This is a genomic window from Streptomyces sp. NPDC002513, assembly GCF_053595355.1.
The window spans coordinates 80,696-100,117 of the sequence record NZ_JBSFXK010000024.1 but is presented as its reverse complement, the minus strand read 5'-3'; the positions used below and the strand labels follow the sequence as shown (position 1 = coordinate 100,117).

The 19,422-nt window shown below is 72.8% G+C and carries 16 protein-coding genes; 10 read left to right on the top strand and 6 right to left on the bottom strand.

Going from position 1 to position 19,422, the window contains the following annotated elements; translation table 11 throughout:
• Positions 1 to 197: 197 nt before the first annotated feature.
• The gene (locus ACWD5Q_RS18165) at positions 198 to 2,318 is read left to right on the top strand and encodes a protein kinase domain-containing protein (RefSeq protein ID WP_451428007.1); all 2,121 of its coding nucleotides are present in this window, start codon (positions 198 to 200) and stop codon (positions 2,316 to 2,318) included.
• A gap of 71 nt (positions 2,319 to 2,389) precedes the next feature.
• Here the strand turns inward: ACWD5Q_RS18165 and ilvD are convergent, their stop codons facing one another.
• From ilvD to ACWD5Q_RS18145, 4 genes are all read right to left on the bottom strand, one after another.
• Positions 2,390 to 4,243 (bottom strand): dihydroxy-acid dehydratase, encoded by a 1,854-nt coding sequence (gene ilvD, locus ACWD5Q_RS18160; protein WP_451428006.1) that lies wholly within the window; start codon positions 4,241 to 4,243, stop codon positions 2,390 to 2,392.
• 192 nt (positions 4,244 to 4,435) lie between these two features.
• Entirely contained in the window at positions 4,436 to 5,083 is a 648-nt protein-coding gene (locus ACWD5Q_RS18155; protein WP_451428005.1) for a TetR/AcrR family transcriptional regulator, read from the bottom strand.
• A 16-nt stretch (positions 5,084 to 5,099) separates the two neighbouring features.
• Positions 5,100 to 5,924, bottom strand: a complete 825-nt coding sequence (locus ACWD5Q_RS18150) for a sugar phosphate isomerase/epimerase family protein (RefSeq protein ID WP_451428004.1) — start codon at positions 5,922 to 5,924, stop codon at positions 5,100 to 5,102.
• Between the two features lie 89 nt (positions 5,925 to 6,013).
• Entirely contained in the window at positions 6,014 to 6,946 is a 933-nt protein-coding gene (locus ACWD5Q_RS18145; protein ID WP_451428003.1) for a Ppx/GppA phosphatase family protein, read from the bottom strand.
• Positions 6,947 to 7,029: 83 nt separating this feature from the next.
• Between ACWD5Q_RS18145 and ACWD5Q_RS18140 the strand changes: the two genes are divergently transcribed.
• Complete coding sequence (locus ACWD5Q_RS18140) at positions 7,030 to 7,878, top strand: hypothetical protein (RefSeq protein ID WP_451428002.1); 849 nt, start codon at positions 7,030 to 7,032, stop codon at positions 7,876 to 7,878.
• Positions 7,879 to 8,116: 238 nt separating this feature from the next.
• Here the strand turns inward: ACWD5Q_RS18140 and ACWD5Q_RS18135 are convergent, their stop codons facing one another.
• Positions 8,117 to 9,889: a BACON domain-containing protein gene (locus ACWD5Q_RS18135; RefSeq protein WP_451428001.1), complete on the bottom strand. Its 1,773-nt coding sequence runs from the start codon at positions 9,887 to 9,889 to the stop codon at positions 8,117 to 8,119.
• 357 nt (positions 9,890 to 10,246) lie between these two features.
• On the opposite strand from ACWD5Q_RS18135, the gene radA reads away from it, so the two are divergent.
• The 3 genes from radA to ACWD5Q_RS18120 all read left to right on the top strand — a co-directional run bounded on the left by radA (position 10,247) and on the right by ACWD5Q_RS18120 (position 13,398).
• The gene (gene radA / locus ACWD5Q_RS18130; protein ID WP_451428000.1) at positions 10,247 to 11,656 is read left to right on the top strand and encodes a DNA repair protein RadA; all 1,410 of its coding nucleotides are present in this window, start codon (positions 10,247 to 10,249) and stop codon (positions 11,654 to 11,656) included.
• 81 nt (positions 11,657 to 11,737) lie between these two features.
• Positions 11,738 to 12,862, top strand: coding sequence for a DNA integrity scanning diadenylate cyclase DisA (disA, locus tag ACWD5Q_RS18125; protein WP_451427999.1), 1,125 nt, complete (start codon positions 11,738 to 11,740; stop codon positions 12,860 to 12,862).
• Positions 12,863 to 13,038: 176 nt separating this feature from the next.
• The gene (locus ACWD5Q_RS18120; protein WP_451427998.1) at positions 13,039 to 13,398 is read left to right on the top strand and encodes a DUF6204 family protein; all 360 of its coding nucleotides are present in this window, start codon (positions 13,039 to 13,041) and stop codon (positions 13,396 to 13,398) included.
• 87 nt (positions 13,399 to 13,485) lie between these two features.
• On the opposite strand, the gene ACWD5Q_RS18115 is transcribed toward ACWD5Q_RS18120, so the two are convergent.
• Positions 13,486 to 14,331: a hypothetical protein gene (locus ACWD5Q_RS18115; RefSeq protein WP_451427997.1), complete on the bottom strand. Its 846-nt coding sequence runs from the start codon at positions 14,329 to 14,331 to the stop codon at positions 13,486 to 13,488.
• Between the two features lie 326 nt (positions 14,332 to 14,657).
• Between ACWD5Q_RS18115 and ACWD5Q_RS18110 the strand changes: the two genes are divergently transcribed.
• The 5 genes from ACWD5Q_RS18110 to cseC all read left to right on the top strand — a co-directional run bounded on the left by ACWD5Q_RS18110 (position 14,658) and on the right by cseC (position 19,352).
• The gene (locus ACWD5Q_RS18110) at positions 14,658 to 15,614 is read left to right on the top strand and encodes an A/G-specific adenine glycosylase (protein WP_451427996.1); all 957 of its coding nucleotides are present in this window, start codon (positions 14,658 to 14,660) and stop codon (positions 15,612 to 15,614) included.
• Positions 15,615 to 16,103: 489 nt separating this feature from the next.
• The gene (locus ACWD5Q_RS18105) at positions 16,104 to 16,643 is read left to right on the top strand and encodes a SigE family RNA polymerase sigma factor (RefSeq protein WP_451427995.1); all 540 of its coding nucleotides are present in this window, start codon (positions 16,104 to 16,106) and stop codon (positions 16,641 to 16,643) included.
• Positions 16,631 to 17,287 carry a hypothetical protein gene (locus ACWD5Q_RS18100; protein ID WP_451427994.1) on the top strand — a complete coding sequence of 219 codons (657 nt, stop codon included), beginning with the start codon at positions 16,631 to 16,633 and terminating at the stop codon, positions 17,285 to 17,287. The genes ACWD5Q_RS18105 and ACWD5Q_RS18100 overlap by 13 nt, the downstream gene beginning before the upstream one ends.
• A gap of 8 nt (positions 17,288 to 17,295) precedes the next feature.
• Positions 17,296 to 18,000 carry a two-component system response regulator CseB gene (cseB, locus tag ACWD5Q_RS18095; protein WP_451427993.1) on the top strand — a complete coding sequence of 235 codons (705 nt, stop codon included), beginning with the start codon at positions 17,296 to 17,298 and terminating at the stop codon, positions 17,998 to 18,000.
• Between the two features lie 8 nt (positions 18,001 to 18,008).
• Entirely contained in the window at positions 18,009 to 19,352 is a 1,344-nt protein-coding gene (cseC, locus tag ACWD5Q_RS18090) for a two-component system sensor histidine kinase CseC (protein ID WP_451427992.1), read from the top strand.
• Positions 19,353 to 19,422 lie beyond the last annotated feature (70 nt).

Below are 19,422 nucleotides of genomic sequence, written 5' to 3'. Positions count from 1 at the left end.
TCGACCGAACCAGCTACAAAGCCACCACCAGCATCGAAATCCTTGCGGCCGCAAGCCCTTGACAACGTGCCCCAGCCACAAACTTCACGGCCTTGAGGCTAGTGCCCCGGCAGGCAGCAAGCCGCCTCGGTCTCGCACGAGTCATCGACTAGGCTCCGTGGATCGCGCGCGCGGACGAACAGCACGGGGGTGGTCCCATGGCGCCACAGCGCAACACCGGAGCGGGCGCGGAAGCGGAACTTCCCGAGTACGCCGGTCACTACCGCCTGGAGTCCTGCCTGGGTTCCGGCGGCATGGGTGTGGTGCATCTGGCCCGGAGCACCTCGGGGCTGAAGCTCGCGGTGAAGGTCGTGCACGCCGAGTTCGCCAAGGACCCGGAGTTCAGGGGGCGTTTCCGGCAGGAGGTGGCGGCCGCCCGGAGGGTGAGCGGTGCCTTCACCGCGCCCGTCGTCGACGCCGATCCCGAGGCCGCGCGGCCCTGGATGGCCACGCTGTTCATCCCCGGTCCGACCCTGTCCGACCATGTGAAGCGGAACGGGCCCATGGAGCCGGCCCAGGTGCGCCGGCTGATGGCCGGACTCGCCGAGGCGCTGGGCGACATCCATCGGGTCGGGGTCGTGCACCGGGATCTGAAGCCGAGCAACGTGCTGCTCGCCGAGGACGGGCCGAAGGTCATCGACTTCGGCATCTCCCGGCCGAAGGACAGCGAACTGCGCACGGAGACCGGGAAGTTGATCGGCACGCCGCCGTTCATGGCGCCCGAGCAGTTCCGGCGGCCGAGGGAGGTCGGTCCGGCCGCCGACATCTTCGCGCTCGGGTCCGTCCTGGTGCACGCGGCGACGGGGCGCGGGCCGTTCGACTCCGACAGCCCGTATGTCGTCGCCTATCAGGTCGTGCACGACGAGCCGGACCTGGCCGGCGTGCCGGAGAGCCTCGCGCCGCTGGTCCTGCGCTGCCTGGCCAAGGAGCCCGAGGACCGGCCCACTCCCGATGAGCTGATGCGGGAACTGCGGTCGGCGGCGGCGTCGTACGACACGCAGGCCTTCATACCGGCCCAGCGCACCGTCGACGCACCGGATGCCTCGCCGGATGACCCGCCGGACGACCCGCAAAGGCCCGCGCCCCGCGCGAAGAAGCCGGAACGGCGGCCCCGGGGCCTGCTCAGCCGGGTGGCTCTGGTGGCGGGAGCGTTCGCTCTCGTGGTGGGCGGCGGATGGGCCGCCGTCCGGCTGCTCGACGACGGCCCTCCCGCCCCGGCCGGCCCCCGGACCACGCTGGCCGCCTTCCGCACCTGGGAGGCGAAGGCCGCGTCCGGGGACGCGACCGTGCCGCACTGCTCCTACGGTGCGGGCAAGCTGCTGTGCGGACAGTCCGGTCTGGTCTACGCCCTCGACCCGTCCGACGGCTCCCTGGTGTGGCGGCACGCGTACGCCCCGGCCGCCCGGAACGGACCGCCGGTCCTCTCGGGCGGTCTCGTCCAGCCGTTGCCGGCCCGGCGCCAGCCCCTGGAGGCCCTGGATCCCGGTTCGGGCCGCACACGCTGGCACCGGGACACGCCCGCCTACGACGCGATGCGGCAGGCGGCGGGCATGCTCCTGCTCACCGGCGCCGACGGAACGGTCACCGGCGTGAGCAGCGCCTCGGGGGACACCGAGTGGAGCCGCCGGATCCCCGGCCAGCGCATGCCGTACTTCACCACGTTCACCGGGGACCCGCTGGCCTATGCCGCGCACACGTCCGACGACGGGTCGAGCACGCGGGTCACCGCGGTCGACGCGGCCACGGGTGAGGTCCGCTGGGACGCACATCTGGAAGGGGCCCTCACGCCTTTCGGCAGCGCGGACGGGTCCGTCTTCTTCCTCTCCGAGGACCAGGTCTACGGGCGCACGCAGGCCGTGGTCCGCTACACCCCCGCATCGAGGTCGACGCGCACCGTCACGCTGCCCGTCCCCCTGGACGGCGCCCACGGCACCGTCCACGGCAGCGCCGTCTATCTGCTGGCCCCCGGGGGCACGCTGAAGGCCGTCGATCTGGACGCGCGCAGACAGCTCTGGCATGTCGAGACGTCCGTGAGCCGCGGCTCGGCGCCGGTCGTGGACGGCGGGCACGTCTACTTCACCGCGGCCGACGGACGGCTGCTCGCGTTCGACGCGGGCGACGGCCGGCTCCTCGGGCAGACCGCGCCGCGCCTCGGCACCCACGCCGACCGGGTGCCGGCCGCGCTGCCGGAGCCCGTGATCGTCGACGGCCATGTCTACGCGGGCGCCCCCGACGGCACCGTCTTCGGTGTGGACGGACGTGATCCGTCGGTCTGGTGACCCGCGCGGGGGCCGCTCCCGAAGGAGCGGCCCCCGCGCGCCGCCGGTCGGACGGGCTTCGCCGGGCCGGGTCAGCCCAGCATCGTCACATCGCGCACCGCGCCCTTGTCCGCGCTCGTCGCCATCGCGGCGTAGGCGCGCAGGGCGGCCGAGACCTTGCGGTCGCGGTTCGCGGGGGCGTAGACGCCGTTCAGGGCCGCGCGGCGGGTCTGAAGCTCGTCGTCGGACACCAGGAGGTCGATCGTGCGGTTCGGGATGTCGATGCGGATGCGGTCGCCGTCCCGGACCAGGGCGATCGTCCCGCCCGAGGCCGCCTCGGGAGAGGCGTGACCGATCGACAGGCCCGAGGTGCCGCCGGAGAAGCGGCCGTCCGTGACCAGGGCGCACGCCTTGCCAAGGCCGCGGCCCTTCAGATACGAGGTCGGGTACAGCATCTCCTGCATGCCCGGGCCGCCCTTGGGACCCTCGTACCGGATGACGACGACGTCGCCCTCCTTGACCTGCTGGGTGAGGATCTTCTCGACGGCCTGCTCCTGCGACTCGCAGACGACCGCGGGGCCCTCGAAGGTCCAGATCGACTCGTCGACGCCCGCCGTCTTCACGACACAGCCGTCGACCGCGAGATTGCCCTTGAGGACCGCGAGGCCGCCGTCCTTGGAGTACGCGTGCTCGGCCGACCGGATGCAGCCGCTCTCGGCGTCCACATCCAGCGCCTCCCAGCGCTCGGACTGGGAGAACGCCTCGGCGGAGCGCACACAGCCGGGGGCCGCGTGCCACAGCTCGACCGCCTCGGGGGAGGGGGAGCCGCCGCGGACGTCCCATGTCTTGAGCCAGTCCGCGAGGGACGGGCTGTGGACGGCGTGCACGTCCTCGTGCAGCAGGCCCGCGCGGTGCAGTTCGCCGAGGAGGGCCGGGATGCCGCCGGCGCGGTGCACGTCCTCCATGTAGTAGGTGCGGTCCTTGGCCACGTTCGGGGCGACCTTCGCCAGGCACGGCACCCGGCGCGAGACCTCGTCGATCTCCGCCAGGCCGAACGGGACGCCCGCCTCCTGGGCGGCGGCCAGCAGGTGCAGGATCGTGTTGGTCGAGCCGCCCATCGCGATGTCGAGGGCCATCGCGTTCTCGAAGGCCGAGGAGGTGGCGATGTTACGGGGCAGGGCGGTCTCGTCGTCCTGTTCGTAGTAGCGGCGGGTCAGGTCCATGACCGTGCGGGCCGCGTCCTCGTACAGCGCACGGCGGGCCGTGTGGGTGGCCAGGACAGAGCCGTTGCCGGGGAGGGAGAGGCCGATCGCCTCGGTCAGGCAGTTCATCGAGTTGGCCGTGAACATGCCGGAGCAGGAGCCGCAGGTCGGACAGGCGTTCTCCTCGATGCGGAGGATGTCCTCGTCGGAGATCTTGTCGTTCACGGCGTCGGAGATCGCGTCGACGAGGTCGAGCGTACGGACCGTGCCGTCGACCAGGGTGGCGCGGCCGGACTCCATCGGGCCGCCGGAGACGAAGACCGTCGGGATGTTCAGGCGCAGGGCCGCCATCAGCATGCCCGGGGTGATCTTGTCGCAGTTGGAGATGCAGACCAGGGCGTCGGCGCAGTGGGCCTCGACCATGTACTCCACGCTGTCCGCGATCAGGTCGCGGGAGGGGAGGCTGTAGAGCATGCCGCCGTGGCCCATCGCGATGCCGTCGTCGACGGCGATCGTGTTGAACTCGCGCGGGATGCCGCCCGCCTCCCGGATCGCCTCGCTGACGATCCGGCCGACCGGCTGGAGGTGGGTGTGGCCCGGCACGAACTCCGTGAAGGAGTTGGCGACCGCGATGATCGGCTTCCGTCCGATGTCCGCACCGGGTACACCGGAGGCGCGCATCAGGGCGCGGGCGCCCGCCATGTTGCGGCCGTGGGTGACTGTGCGGGACCTCAGCTCGGGCATCGTCGCTCGCTCCTTCGGAGAGTTCTGAACTCCTGTCGAGCGTACGCCGGTGCTCCAAGGGACGGACACGAGTGTCCGGGATGCGGGACGGGTTTTTCAGCAGCGCGGCGGTCGGCGCAGGGCGGATGCCCGGGGCCGAGAGGCGCTGGGACGCGGCGGCGGACGCCTTCGGGGTTCGGCGGCGGGCGTGTCTCAGGGGTGGGTCAGGTGCCCCTGGACCACCGGCGCCAGTCGCTCCACCAGCTCTTCCAGGGCGGCCGACGCCAGCGGCTCCACCTTGATCACATAGCGCAGCATCGCGACCCCGACGAGCTGCGCGGCCGCCAGCTCGGCGCGCAGCTCCGCGTCGGGGAGGCCGAGCTGCCCGGAGATGCGGCGCAGCAGTTGCGCGGCGACCAGGCGGCGGAACACGGCGGCCGCGGCCTCGTTGTTCACGGCGGAGCGCACGATCGCGAGCAGCGGCGTACGGGTCGCGGGGTTCTCCCAGACGCTGAAGAAGAAACGGGTCAGCCGCTCGCCGACAGCGTCGCGGGGGCCTTCGGTGATCATGTCCGGTGCGCTCAGGGCGGGCGCGACGGCGACCTCGATGGCGGCCTCGAAGACCTGTTCCTTGGTGCCGAAGTAGTGGTGCACGAGCGCGGAGTCCACGCCGGCGGCCTTGGCGATGCCGCGCACGGAGGTCTTCTCGTAGCCGCGTTCGGAGAACTCCTCGCGGGCCGCCTGAAGGATGCGGTCGCGGGTGGCGGGTGCCGCCGCCGTCTCCCTGCGGCTGGGCCGTCCCCTGCCGCGGCGGACGGGACCCGCTCCCGTCGCCTGGCCCCCCTTGCCGGTTCCGGTCACGGACGGACCACCCCGCTCACCCGCGGGACACCTTCGCGGCGGACGCGAGGTGCAGGCGTGTGAAGGCGAGCGCCTCGGCGAGGTCGGCCTCGCGCTCGGCGGCGGACATCGCGCGACGGGTGTTGACCTCGATGACGACGTAGCCGTCGAAACCGGTGCGCGCGAGCCGCTCCAGGACCTCGGCGCAGGGCTGGACGCCGCGGCCGGGGACGAGGTGCTCGTCCTTGTTGGAGCCGTTGCCGTCGGCGAGGTGGACATGGCCGAGGCGGTCGCCCATGCGGTCGAGCATCCGCAGGGCGTCGGAGCGGGCCGTGGCGGTGTGGCTCAGGTCGATCGTGAAGTGGCGGTAGTCGTCCCTCGTAACGTCCCAGTCGGGGGCGTAGGCGAGCATCTCGCGGTCCCGGTAGCGCCACGGGTACATGTTCTCCACGGCGAACCGCACATCCGTCTCGTTCGCCATGCGCCAGATGCCGTCGATGAAGTCGCGGGCGTACTGGCGCTGCCACCGGAAGGGCGGGTGGACGACGACGGTGCCCGCGCCGAGCTTCTCGGCGGCCGTGCGGGCGCGCTGGAGCTTGACCCACGGGTCGCTCGACCACACGCGTTGAGTGATCAGCAGACAGGGGGCGTGGACGGCGAGAACGGGGATCCGGTGGTAGTCGCTGAGGCGGCGCAGCGCCTCGATGTCCTGGCTGACCGGATCGGTCCACACCATGACCTCGACCCCGTCGTACCCGAGGCGCGCGGCGATCTCGAAGGCCGTAGCCGTCGACTCCGGATAGACGGAGGCCGTCGACAGGGCGACCTTCGCATCCGGGATGCGCACCACTGGTTCTGCCACGAGGGACAGGGTACGGGGCGTCGCCTTGACATGACGGGCCCATCGCGCGGGGCGGGGTGTGGGAAGGCGCACAGCGCCGCGGGGCCGCCCTATCCCGCCGCCATGTGGTCCAGACGACGCAGGATCACGCCCTCGCGCAGGGCCCACGGGCAGATCTCCAGGGTCTCCACACCGAACAGGTCCATCGCGCCCTCGGCGACCAGCGCGCCCGCGAGGAGCTGGGCCGCCCGGCCCTCGGAGACGCCCGGCAGCTCCGCGCGCTGCGCGGCCGTCATCCCGGCGAGCTGCGGCACCCAGCCCTCCAGGGACTCCCGCTTCAGGTCGCGCTGCACGTACGCGCCCTCGGCGGAGCGCGCCGCCCCGGCGAGGCGGGCGAGCTGCTTGAAGGTCTTGGAGGTGGCGACCACGTGGTCGGGCACCCCGCGGCGGCTGAACTCGCCGACCGTACGGGCGATCTGGGCGCGCACATGGCGGCGCAGCGCCCTGACGTCCTCGGGCTCCGGCGGGTCCCCGGGGAGCCAGCCCGCGGTGAGCCGGCCCGCGCCGAGCGGCAGCGACACCGCGGCGTCGGGTTCCTCGTCCATGCCGTAGGCGATCTCCAGCGAGCCGCCGCCGATGTCGATGACGAGCAGCTTGCCCGCCGACCAGCCGAACCAGCGGCGGGCCGCGAGGAAGGTCAGCCGCGCCTCCTCCGGGCCGGTCAGCACCTGGAGCTCGACGCCGGTGGCCTCCTTGACCCGGGCCAGCACGTCGTCGGCGTTGCTCGCCTCCCGCACCGCCGAGGTGGCGAACGGCAGCAGGTCCTCGACGCCCTTGTCCTCGGCCGCCTGGAGAGCGTCGAGGACGACGGCGATCAGCTTGTCGACCCCTTCGGGCCCGATGGCTCCGTCACCGTCGAGGAGCTGGGCGAGCCGAAGCTCCACCTTGTGCGAGTGCGCGGGCAGGGGGCGCGCACCGGGGTGCGCGTCCACCACCAGCAGATGCACCGTGTTCGAACCCACGTCGAGGACACCGAGTCTCATGTACGGAAACGCTACTGCCAGTACGAAGATCCTCAGTCGCTCAGGAGTCCCTGAGGTGGTCCGGAGCCACTTACCCTGGATGCGTGCCAAAGACGAAAAAGGCTAAGTCCGACAAATCCTCCAAGAGGTCGAAGGATTCTCCGCAGGCGAGGGCGACCGCCTCCGAGAAGACCCCGAACGTGAGCGACGAGAAGGGGCTCGATTTCGCGCGCGCGTGGGTGGAGTTTCCGGATCCGGCCGACGACGAACAGGTCTTCCGCTGTGATCTGACCTGGCTGACCTCGCGCTGGAACTGCATCTTCGGAAGCGGCTGCCAGGGCATCCAGGCGGGCCGCGCGGACGACGGCTGCTGCACGCTGGGCGCGCACTTCTCGGACGAGGACGACGAGAAGCGGGTGGCCGGACACGTGGCACGGCTGACGCCGGAGATCTGGCAGAACCATGACGTGGGCATGGAGACCGGCTGGGTCGCGGTGGACGACGAGGGATCCCGCCAGACCCGCCCCTACCAGGGCTCGTGCATCTTCCAGAACCGGCCCGGGTTCGCGGGCGGTGCCGGCTGCTCACTGCACATCCTGGCGCTGCGGGAGGGCCGCGAGCCGCTGGAGACCAAGCCCGACGTGTGCTGGCAGCTGCCGGTCCGGCGGACCTACGACTGGATCGACCGGCCGGACGACACGCGGGTGCTCCAGGTGTCCATCGGTGAGTACGACCGCCGGGGCTGGGGCCCGGGCGGCCACGACCTGCACTGGTGGTGCACATCGGCGACGTCGGCGCACGGCGCGGGCGATCCGGTCTACGTCTCGTACCGGGCCGAGCTGACCGAGCTGATGGGCAAGGCGGGGTACGACCGCCTGGTCGAACTGTGCGAGCAGCGCCTGGCATCGCAGTTGCCGCTGGTGGCGCCGCATCCCGCCGATCCGGTGGACTGAAGGGACTGAAGGGGGCGTGGGGAAGAGGCCGGGGGGTGTGACCCGCGCGTCCGGTGAGTCGGGGGCCTGCTCCCAGGCGGCTGGTGGGTTCGAGGCCGTGTCCCGGGCGGCCGGTGGGGTTGGGGGCCGTGCCCCCGGGCCGTGTCGCGCCGCTCAGCGGGCCAAGTGCCGTGTCCCAGGCGGCCGGTGGGCCGGGGACGGTATTCCGGGCCGGGTCGCGCGCTCGGTGGGCCGGCGTCTACGAGGACGGGCTCGGGTCGGCGGTCCCGGGGGGCGGCGACGTCGGGGCCGAGGGGTCCGGGGAGGGGGTCGGGCTCGTGGTCGGCGGGTCCGTGGGGGTCGGGTCGCCGGGCGTGGGCTCGGGGCCGGTCGTGGGCGGATCGCTCGGCGCGGGGGCGGACGGGCCGGTGTGCACCGGAGTGGGGCGCGGATCGGGCAGGCCCGCCGTCCCGTAGCCGTCGATCGAGACCACGGCGCCCGCGGGTGCCACCGCCACGCGCGCGTGCCAGGGGCCGGAGGGTTCGCGCAGCGGGTCGACGTACACCCGGACCGTGATCGACGCGCCCGGGGCGAGCGTTCCGGATGTCTGACTGAGAGAGAGCCAGGAGGCTCCGGTGGACGCCGACCAGGAGACCGGCGCGCTGCCGGACGCGGTGAGCGTGATGAGGGTCGTGGTGCCGTCGCCGGTGGCCGCCACCGTGAGGTGTGCCGCTTCCCGGGCGCCCGTCCTCACCCCGATGACCTCGACGGACACATCGGGCGAGCGGCCGTCCTTGCCGAAGCGGACGCCGGGTCCCGTCCGCGCGTTGCCCGCGTTCTCGTACCCGTCCGAGCCCCCGCCGCCGAGCACGGCGGAGTCGTGCAGCTCGCGCGAGGTGACCGGGCGGCCGTCGGTGCCCTCGCCGGTGAGGGGGGCGCCGCGGTAGGCCGCCCACAGGGCGATGACGGGGGCGGCGACCACGGCGGCGACGACGGTCGTCGTGACGGCACGCGCGCGCAGGCGGTCGCGGCGCGCCGCGTGGTCCTTGGGGTCCATGGGGAAACCGCGCCGGTCGAAGCGGGGAGCATCGCCACGCGCGCGTGAGGCCTGCGCCATCGCGGCGTGCAGGGCCGTGCGCGGAGCGCCGAGGACGGGGAGCGCGGCGGGGGTGACGCTGGTGCCCGGCCAGGCGCCGGGGACCGCGCGCTCGGCGGTGCGGCGGCAGCGCGGACAGTCGTCGACGTGCCGGACGAGTTCGCGGCGCAGGGTGGCGCTGAGCACGAAGTGGTGGTCGTCGGTGAGGCGGGCGACGCTCGGACAGGAGCCGGTCTCGACGACCGCGAGCGCGGCGCGGGTGCGCTCGACCTCGCAGGCGGCGGAGGCGAGGAGTTCACGCGCGGCCGCCAGGTCCATGCCGAGCACGGCGGCGACCTCCTGGGCGGTGAGCTGGTGACGCACGGCGAGTTCGAGCGCCTCCCGCTGCTCGGGCGTCGTGCCGGCCGCCTCGGGCCAGGCGAGCTCGGCGAGTTCCCGTCTGCGCTGGTGCTGGACCTCCTCGGGGACGGCTTCCTCGGGGGCGAGACCGGCTCCCCCGGGAGCGGCGGCGGCGATCGCCTGTGCGGCGCGCCGGTCGCCGGCCTCCCGGTACGCACGAGAACCGCGGTCACGCCCGGCGGGGTGGCCGGTGTGGCGGCGGCGCCGGGCCTCGGCGAGTCTGCGCAGACAGGACCAGCGGGCCAGGGCGTACAGCCAGGCGCGGCAGTCGTCGGGGGTGGTGGGGCCGCGAGTGCCGCGACGCCCGGCGAGCGCGAGGGCGTCCCCCAGGGCGGCCGTCGCCGTGTCGTGATCGCACAGCACGGACAGGCAGTAGGTGAACAGACCGTCGAGGTAGGGCTCGAAACGCACGGTCGGTCGCTGTGCCGTGGTGCGGGTGTTCGCGCCGCGAGGCACGCTCCCCCGCTTGCGAGCGTCTTTGCGCGCCGGGCGTGCGCCGGTGGGGTGCGTGGAAGTCTCCGGCCTGCTGCTCATCACCCGTGCGACCGTAGGCGCCGACGGGCGGCACCTTCCTCCCCCTTGCGCACTTTTACTCCGTACGGGTGAAACGATCCCTCATAACGGGCCACGAGCGACGGGTACGGCCGACCCCGCGCGCCGGCGCTCCGCCCCGCGCGCAGGCCCCGGGCGCCCCGCCCCGCGCCCGCGCCGCCCGCGCCCGCGCCGCGGGCGCCCGGCGCCGGGGTTACGGACGGCGGGCGGTGTGGCGTGGGCTCCGGTGCCGTAGGCGGCGGGTTCCGGTGGCATGGGGCGTGGCTCCGGTGCCGTAGGCCGTCGCCCCGGTGTCATGGGCCGCGGCTCGGGATGTCAGTGCGTCCGGTTACGGTTTCGTTCATGGCTGCCCGTACGAAGACCACCAAGGACCGGCCGTCCTACCGCTGCACCGAGTGCGGCTGGCAGACCGCCAAATGGCTCGGCCGCTGCCCCGAGTGCCACGCGTGGGGCACGATCCAGGAGTACGGCGCGCCCGCGGTGCGGACGACGGCACCGGGCCGGGTGACCACCTCCGCCCTGCCCATCGGCCAGGTCGACGGGCGGCAGGCCACCGCCCGGACCACCGGCGTGCCCGAGCTGGACCGCGTCCTCGGCGGCGGGCTCGTGCCGGGCGCGGTCGTGCTGCTCGCCGGCGAACCCGGTGTCGGCAAGTCCACGCTGCTGCTGGACGTCGCGGCGAAGGCGGCGAGCGACGAGCACCGCACGCTGTATGTGACGGGCGAGGAGTCGGCGAGCCAGGTGCGGCTGCGCGCGGACCGTATCGGGGCCATCGACGACCACCTCTATCTGGCGGCGGAGACCGATCTGTCGGCCGTGCTCGGTCACTTGGACGCGGTGAAGCCGTCCCTGCTCGTCCTGGACTCCGTGCAGACCGTCGCCTCCCCCGAGATCGACGGCGCGCCCGGCGGCATGGCCCAGGTCCGGGAGGTCGCCGGGGCCCTCATCCGCGCCTCCAAGGAGCGCGGCATGTCCACTCTCCTCGTCGGCCACGTCACCAAGGACGGCGCGATCGCGGGCCCGCGCCTGCTCGAACACCTGGTGGACGTCGTCCTGCACTTCGAGGGCGACCGGCACGCTCGTCTGCGCCTCGTACGGGGCGTCAAGAACCGGTACGGCGCGACCGACGAGGTCGGCTGCTTCGAGCTGCACGACGAGGGGATCACCGGCCTGGCCGACCCGAGCGGCCTGTTCCTGACCCGTCGCGACGAGCCGGTCCCCGGCACCTGCCTGACCGTCACCCTGGAGGGCCGCCGGCCCCTCGTCGCCGAGGTGCAGGCCCTGACGGTCGACTCGCAGATCCCCTCCCCTCGGCGGACGACGTCCGGCCTGGAGACCTCCCGCGTCTCGATGATGCTCGCCGTCCTGGAGCAGCGCGGGCGGATCAGCGCCCTCGGCAAGCGGGACATCTACTCCGCGACGGTCGGCGGGGTGCGGCTCTCCGAGCCGGCCGCGGACCTGGCGGTCGCGCTGGCGCTGGCGAGCGCCGCGAGCGACACCCCGCTGCCCAAGAATCTGGTGGCGATCGGCGAAGTGGGCCTCGCGGGGGAGGTACGGCGCGTCACAGGGGTCCAGCGCCGGCTGTCCGAGGCCCACCGTCTGGGCTTCACACACGCGCTCGTCCCCACCGATCCCGGCAAGATCCCGCCCGGGATGAAGGTGCTGGAAGTGGCGGACATAGGGGACGCCCTGCGGGTCCTTCCGCGCGCCCCTCGGCGAGAGGCCCCGCGGGAGGAGAAGGACCGCCGGTAGACTTTGCCCTGGTCTCGCCCGTCCGTACGAACCGACAGTGCGACACGGGAGCGCCCCAGAACCTGCGACCGGAGGAGTGCAGTGGCAGCCAACGACCGGGCGGCAGCTCCCGGAAAGTCCGGCGGGAGTTCCGGTGCCGATGGCCTGATGCGCGCCTCACTGAGCGCCGTGGCTCCCGGCACGGCCCTGCGCGACGGACTCGAGCGCGTGCTCCGCGGCAACACCGGCGGGCTCATCGTGCTCGGCTGGGACAAGACCGTCGAGGCCATGTGCACGGGTGGTTTCGTCCTGGACGTCGAGTTCACGGCCACCCGCCTGCGGGAGCTGTGCAAGCTGGACGGCGCCCTGGTGCTCTCCTCGGACCTGTCGAAGATCCTCAGAGCGGGCGTGCAGCTGGTACCCGATCCGACGATCACGACGGAGGAGACGGGTACGCGTCACCGCACGGCGGACCGGGTGAGCAAGCAGGTCGGCTTCCCCGTGGTCTCGGTTTCCCAGTCGATGCGCCTGATCGCGCTGTACGTCGACGGGCAGCGCCGGGTGCTGGAGGACTCGGCGGCGATCCTGTCCCGCGCCAACCAGGCCCTCGCCACCCTGGAGCGGTACAAGCTCCGTCTGGACGAGGTGGCCGGCACGCTGTCGGCGCTGGAGATCGAGGATCTGGTGACGGTCCGGGACGTCTCGGCCGTGTCGCAGCGGCTGGAGATGGTCCGTCGTATCGCGACCGAAATCGCGGAGTACGTCGTCGAGCTGGGCACGGACGGCCGTCTGCTCGCCCTCCAACTGGACGAGTTGATCGCCGGGGTGGAGCCCGAGCGGGAGCTGGTGGTGCGCGACTACGTGCCGGAGCCGACCGCGAAGCGCTCCCGCACCGTCGAGGAGGCCCTGTCGGAGCTGGACGCGCTGTCCCACGCCGAGCTTCTCGAACTCCTCACGGTGGCCCGCGCCTTGGGTTACACCGGCTCTCCCGAGGCGCTCGACTCGGCGGTGTCCCCGCGCGGTTTCCGTCTGCTGGCGAAGGTCCCGCGGCTGCCCGGCGCGATCATCGACCGCCTGGTGGACCACTTCGGGGGCCTGCAGAAGCTGCTCGCGGCGAGCGTCGACGACCTCCAGACGGTGGACGGCGTCGGCGAGGCCCGGGCCCGCAGCGTCCGCGAGGGCCTGTCGCGGCTGGCGGAGTCGTCGATCCTCGAGCGGTACGTCTAGCCTCCGGCACGCCCCATGGCCGGCGTCCGGGTCCCGCTCGGACTCAGCCCCGGCCCCGGCCCCGGCCCCGGCCCCGATCAGACTCGGACCGGGCTCGGCGGCAGGGCGCGACGGCGGGCGGGGGCCCGTCGGAAAAACCGGTGGAACGGTTCCGCTGCCGCCTCTACGTTCGGAGGATGACTACCCGAACGTTCCGGATCACGGTCCGCGGCGTCTTCGACGGACTCGACGACGCGCAACGGACCGAACTCCTGGCACGCGCCGCCGAGCACGACGTGCTGCGCGCGGCCTTCACCCCCGAGGGCCATCTCAGCTACGACCTCGCGGCCCGCGCCGCCTTCACCTTCCGCTTCCTCGACTCGGGTGAGGCCGAGGAGGACATCCTGACCGCGACGGAGCGCGCCGAGGCCTCCGCCAGGGCCTGGCTCACCGAGCGCGGCTACGGCTACAAGAACCTCCGCTCCAGCGCCGAGGACCTCTCCCAGGCCCCGCTCGGCAAGCGCGGACGCCGGGCCCTCACCCGCCCCTCCTCCTGACCGGGCCCAGGTCCGGCCAGGAGCCCGCGGCACGCACCGGCCCTTCGGGGGCGTCGCCGCCCGAGCGCCCTCGGCGCCCCGACGGCATCAGTCCTTCGACAGCACGAACGACGTCTGGGCCTTCGGGAAACCAGGGGCCTTCGCCTCGACCAGATAGGTGCCCGCGGGCACCGAACCGGCCGGCGGCGTCGCGCAGTTCGGGGCGCTCTGCTTGCGGTCCCACGTCACCGTGTAGGTGACGTGGGAGTTCGCGGGCACGCGGAACAGCACGCTGCCCGAGCCGCTCGGGCAGTCAGCCGAGGACCACACGTCGTTGTCGCTGCCGGTCTGAGTGACCGTCAACGTGGCGCTCTTGGGGCCGAGATCGATCTTGCAGTCGCTGCCGGCGGAGTTCTTCGCCTCCAGCTCGAAGGCGGGGGTGTCTCCGGGCGCGTAGGTGTTGCGGACGCTCCGCAGCGTCAACTGGACCGTGTTCGGCGTGCAGTTGGGCAGGGACACTCCGGAACCAGCTGGCAACCGGCCCCCGGCGGAACCGCCGTCGCCACTGCCGTCCGACCCGCCGGACCCCGTATCCGACCCGCCGGACCCCGTATCCGATCCGCCGGACCCCGTATCCGATCCCCCGGACCCCGTATCCGATCCCCCGGTGCCGCCGGACCCCGCCGACCCGGAGCCGCCTCCGCCCCTCGACTCGTCCCGCCCGCCCGGGTGTTGGCTGATCGCCGGGCCGGTTCCGGACGGCCCCGGAGTGATGGACGAGGTGGGGTGCTTGCCGTTCGAGCCGTCCGCCTTGTTCCTGGCACCACCGCCGCCGGCCGTGACCACCCAGGTGATCAGCAGCGCCAACACGGCCAGCACGGACAGCATTACGGCCCTCCGTCGCCAGTAGATGGAGGAGGGAAGCGGCCCGACCGGATTGCGCAGAGATCCCACGGCGAGAACTTTACGAGAGATCGGGCCCGGGCCTCGCTCCACCCGCCGCCCCGGCATCAACTTTTCCGGTTTTCCGGATCATCATCCCGCACGGGTTCCGCCGACCCGGCCACGGCATGCGCACGGCACCGGACGCCCCCCGGCCCACCGCGGCGGCCAAGCGGTCCGTCCCGTCCTCCCTCCGCCACGCTCCCTCCTCGCGCCCAGCCCGCCGCGCCCCTTCCTCGCCCCGCCCGTCCGCCGGGGCCGAGGCACACCGACACAACACCCCCACCCGGGCCGGTCCCCCACCCCACCGCCCCTCACGTGGCAGGATCGAAGGCGTCATGACTGCACCCACCACCCCCACCCCCGTGCCCACGACCGCCCCCGAACCCGCCCAGACCGACGACCCCACGGGCCGGCCCCCCGGCAGGGCTCTGCATGCCCCGGTCATCGCCTGGTTCAACGAGCACGCCCGCGATCTCCCCTGGCGGCGCCCGGAGGCCGGGCCGTGGGGCGTGATGGTCAGTGAGTTCATGCTGCAGCAGACGCCGGTCAACCGCGTCCTGCCCGTCTACGAGCAGTGGCTCGCCCGCTGGCCCCGCCCCGCCGACCTCGCCAAGGAACCCCCCGGCGAGGCCGTCCGCGCCTGGGGCCGTCTCGGCTACCCGCGCCGCGCCCTGCGTCTGCACGGCGCCGCCGTGGCCATAACGGAACGGCACGGCGGCGACGTACCCACCGATCACGCCCAGCTGCTCGCCCTGCCCGGCATCGGCGAGTACACGGCCGCGGCCGTCGCGTCCTTCGCCTACGGCCAGCGGCACCCGGTCCTCGACACCAATGTGCGGCGCGTCCTCGCGCGCGCGGTCACCGGGGTGCAGTACCCGCCCAACGCCACCACCGCCGCGGAACGCAAGCTCGCCCGGGCGCTGCTGCCCGAGGACGAGCGGACGGCGTCCCGCTGGGCCGCCGCCTCCATGGAGCTGGGCGCGCTGATCTGCACCGCGAAGAACGAGACGTGTCACGACTGCCCGATCGCCGCGCAGTGCGCCTGGCGGCTGGCCGGGAAGCCGGAGCACGACGGCCCGCCGCGCCGCGGCCAGACGTACGCGGGGACGGACCGTCAGGTGCGCGGCCGGCTGCTGGCCGTCCTGCGTGAAGCGGTGGGCCCGGTCCCCCAGTCGGTCCTCGACCGGGTGTGGGACGAGCCGGTGCAGCGTGCCCGTGCGCTGGACGGGCTGGTCTCCGACGGCCTGGTGGAGCCTCTCCCCGGGGGTCTCTACCGCCTTCCGCTCACCTGACCCCGCCCGCCCGGGCGCGCGACCCTCACTCCCGCGCCCGGGTGCGGGTTCCGCGTTCGCGCGCCCCGGCGTGCGATCCCCGCCCCGGCGTCCGGGCGGTCCGCGCACAGCCATCACCCGGTGGTCGCACAGCCATCGCACAGTCGGTGCACAGCCGTCGACCGGTCCACGGCTCGTCTCCTCACAGCCGATACCTCGTCACATCACAGAGTTCTCGACCTCCAGCCGGACAAATCACCCCATACTCTCACCAACTCCCGCTCTCCTTTACCCCGTTCCGCCATCTGTTACACAACCGACGGACAGCCGAGCGCTCTCCGCAGGCTGGCTCGGACAACGCCGTGACAACCCGTCCGTAACTTCATATGCGTGCCGCGGATGACCCGGCACAGGAGCCGATGACGGCTCACACGGACTTTGCGGTACCGGCCGCCGGCTGCGGACCACAGCAGGCGGCCGGGTCGGAAACGGGGAACGGAGGCGGTTGGAATGGCGCACGGCGAGGTGCTCGAATTCGAAGAGTACGTCCGCACCCGGCAGGAAGCGCTGCTGCGCAGCGCCCGTCGGCTGGTGCCCGACTTCACTGACGCCCAGGACCTGCTGCAGACCGCTCTGGTGCGCACGTACGGCCGCTGGGACGGCATCGCGGACAAGCGTCTGGCGGACGCCTACCTGCGCCGCGTGATGATCAACACGCGCACCGAGTGGTGGCGGGCCCGCAAGCTGGAGGAGGTCCCCACCGAGCAGCTCCCGGACGCCTGCGTCGAGGACTCGACCGAGCAGCACGCCGACCGGGCCCTGCTGATGGACGTCCTCAAGGTGCTCGCTCCGAAGCAGCGCAGTGTTGTGGTGCTGCGACACTGGGAGCAGATGTCCACGGAGGAGACGGCCGCCGCCCTCGGCATGTCGGCCGGTACGGTCAAGAGCACGCTGCACCGGGCGCTCGCCCGGCTCCGGGAGGAGCTGGAGGCCCGCGACCTGGACGCACGCATGCTGGAGCGTGAGGAGCGGGAGCGTTGCGCGGCCTAGGCACGGGGGCTATACGGCTCAGCGGGGCCCTCAAGGCGGCGGTGGCGGCTGTGGCCGCGATCGCCGCCCTCGGGCTTTTGGTCTCCGCCTGCGCCACGGGCGGCACGGGCGCACGGGACGAGGGTCCGGCGGGGCACGACCCGGTGGTCGCGGGCGCCGCCCCGCCCTCCGTCTCGCCGACCGAGAAGGAGCCCACGCGGCTGGACGTGGTCAACATGGTCAAGGACGATCCGAAGGTCGCGAAGGCGGTCAAGGACGATCTGAAACCGTGCGTGGCCGATGAGTACCCGGTCGACGTCTCGTACGGCGATGTCACCGGCGGCACCGCGAACGACATCGTCGTGAACGTGATGACGTGCAGCGACGCCGTGGGTCTCGGCTCGTACGTGTACCGCATGGAGCATCACACGTACGAGAATGTGTTCCGGGCCGAGGAACCTCCGGTCTACGCGGAGATAGACCGCGGTGACCTTGTGGTGACCCAGCAGATGTACGAGAAGGGCGACCCGGTGTCGTATCCCTCCAGCGAGGACGTGATCACCTACCGCTGGACGGCGAACCATTTCGCCGTCGTGTCCAGCACACGCAACGTGTACAGCAACGCGGTGGGCGACGACGGCAAGCCCGCCCCCGCGGGGAACTGAGAGAGCGGATGGCAGAGCAGACCCACGTCCTGTTCGTCGAGGACGACGATGTGATCCGCGAGGCCACCCAGCTCGCCCTGGAGCGGGACGGCTTCGCGGTCACCGCCATGCCCGACGGTCTGTCGGGCCTGGAGGCGTTCCGCGCCCGTCGCCCCGACATCGCCCTGCTGGACGTGATGCTCCCCGGGCTGGACGGCGTCAGTCTGTGCCGCCGCATCCGTGACGAGTCGACCGTCCCCGTGATCATGGTGTCGGCGCGCGCCGACTCGATCGACGTGGTGCTCGGCCTGGAGGCGGGCGCCGACGACTATGTGACCAAACCGTTCGACGGCGCCGTGCTGGTCGCGCGCATCCGTGCGGTGCTGCGTCGCTTCGGGCACGCGAGCGGTGCCGCCCGGGGGAGTGAGGACTCCTCGTCCGTGGGCGGCGGCTTGCTCACCTTCGGCGAACTGGAGATCGACACCGAGGGCATGGAGGTACGCCGGTCGGGTCAGCCGGTGGCGCTCACACCGACCGAGATGCGGCTGCTGCTGGAGTTCTCGTCGGCACCGGGCACGGTGCTGTCGCGCGACAAGCTGCTGGAGCGGGTGTGGGACTACGGCTGGGGCGGTGACACCCGGGTCGTCGACGTCCATGTGCAGCGGCTGCGCACGAAGATCGGCCAGGACCGGATCGAGACGGTCCGCGGCTTCGGCTACAAGTTGAAGGCCTGAGCAGGGGTATGCGGGGCATTCTCGGCCGCCTGATCCCGGACGACCCGGCCATACGGACGGGCCTCAGATGGAAACTCAGCGCGGCGATCGCCCTGGTCGGCGCGCTGGTCGCGATCGCGCTGAGCCTGGTCGTGCACAACGCGGCGCAGGTCTCCATGCTCGACAACTCGCGTGACCTCGCCATCGAGCGGCTCCAGGTGGCCCAGCGGATGTACGAGTCCGGGCGCACCCAGACCTTCGGCGTCAAGGTCGACGACCCGGCCATCCCCCGGGATCTGCTCCAGAAGGTCCAGGAGGGCCGGCGGGCCACCTATGTCTCCGAGGGCGCGCACGGCGTGCCGGACATCTGGGCGGCCGTACCGCTCAAGGACGGCCGGGTGCTGTCCCTGCACACCCCTTTCACCGACCGCAGCGCCGATGTGATGAAGGACCTCGACCAGGCCCTGATCATCGGTTCGATCGCCGTGGTCCTCGGCGGCTCGGCGCTCGGCGTGCTGATCGGCGGTCAGTTGTCCCGGCGCCTGCGCAAGGCGGCGGCCGCGGCGAACCGGGTCGCCAGGGGCGAGACCGACGTCCGCGTCCGGAAGGAGATCGGCGGTGTGGTGCGCGACGAGACCGACGACCTCGCGCGCGCGGTGGACGCGATGGCGGACGCGCTGCGACAGCGCCTGGAGGCGGAGCGCCGGGTGACCGCGGACATCGCGCACGAGTTGCGCACCCCGGTCACCGGCCTGCTCACGGCGGCGGAGCTGCTCCCGCCCGGGCGGCCCACGGAACTGGTGCTGGACCGCGCGCAGGCCATGCGCACGCTGGTGGAGGACGTCCTGGAGGTCGCGCGTCTGGACAGCGCCTCCGAGCGGGCGGAGCTCCAGGACATCGTGCTCGGCGAGTTCATCACCCGGCGGGTGGCCGCGAAGGACTCCGGTATCGAGGTCCGGGTGATCCACGAGTCGGAGGTCACCACGGATCCGCGCCGTCTGGAGCGCGTGCTGCTCAACCTGCTGACGAACGCGGCCCGGCACGGCAAGCCGCCGATCGAGGTGTCGGTCGAGGGCCGTGTGATCCGCGTACGGGACCACGGGCCCGGCTTCCCTGAGGAACTGCTGGCCGAGGGGCCGAGCCGCTTCCGTACGGGCAGCTCGGACCGCTCGGGGCAGGGGCACGGCCTGGGTCTGACGATCGCGGCGGGCCAGGCGCGGGTGCTGGGCGCGCGCCTGACGTTCCGCAACGTACGGCCGGCCGGTGCGCCGGAGCAGGTGCCGGCCGAGGGGGCGGTGGCGGTGCTGTGGCTGCCGGAGCACGCGCCGACGAACACGGGGAGCTTCCCGATGCTGCCGCGGTCCGCCGGCTGAGTCGCTCTTGCCGCGCCCGGAGCGGCGAACGCCCCCGGAGCGGCCGGCTCCAGGGGCGTTCGAGGCCGGG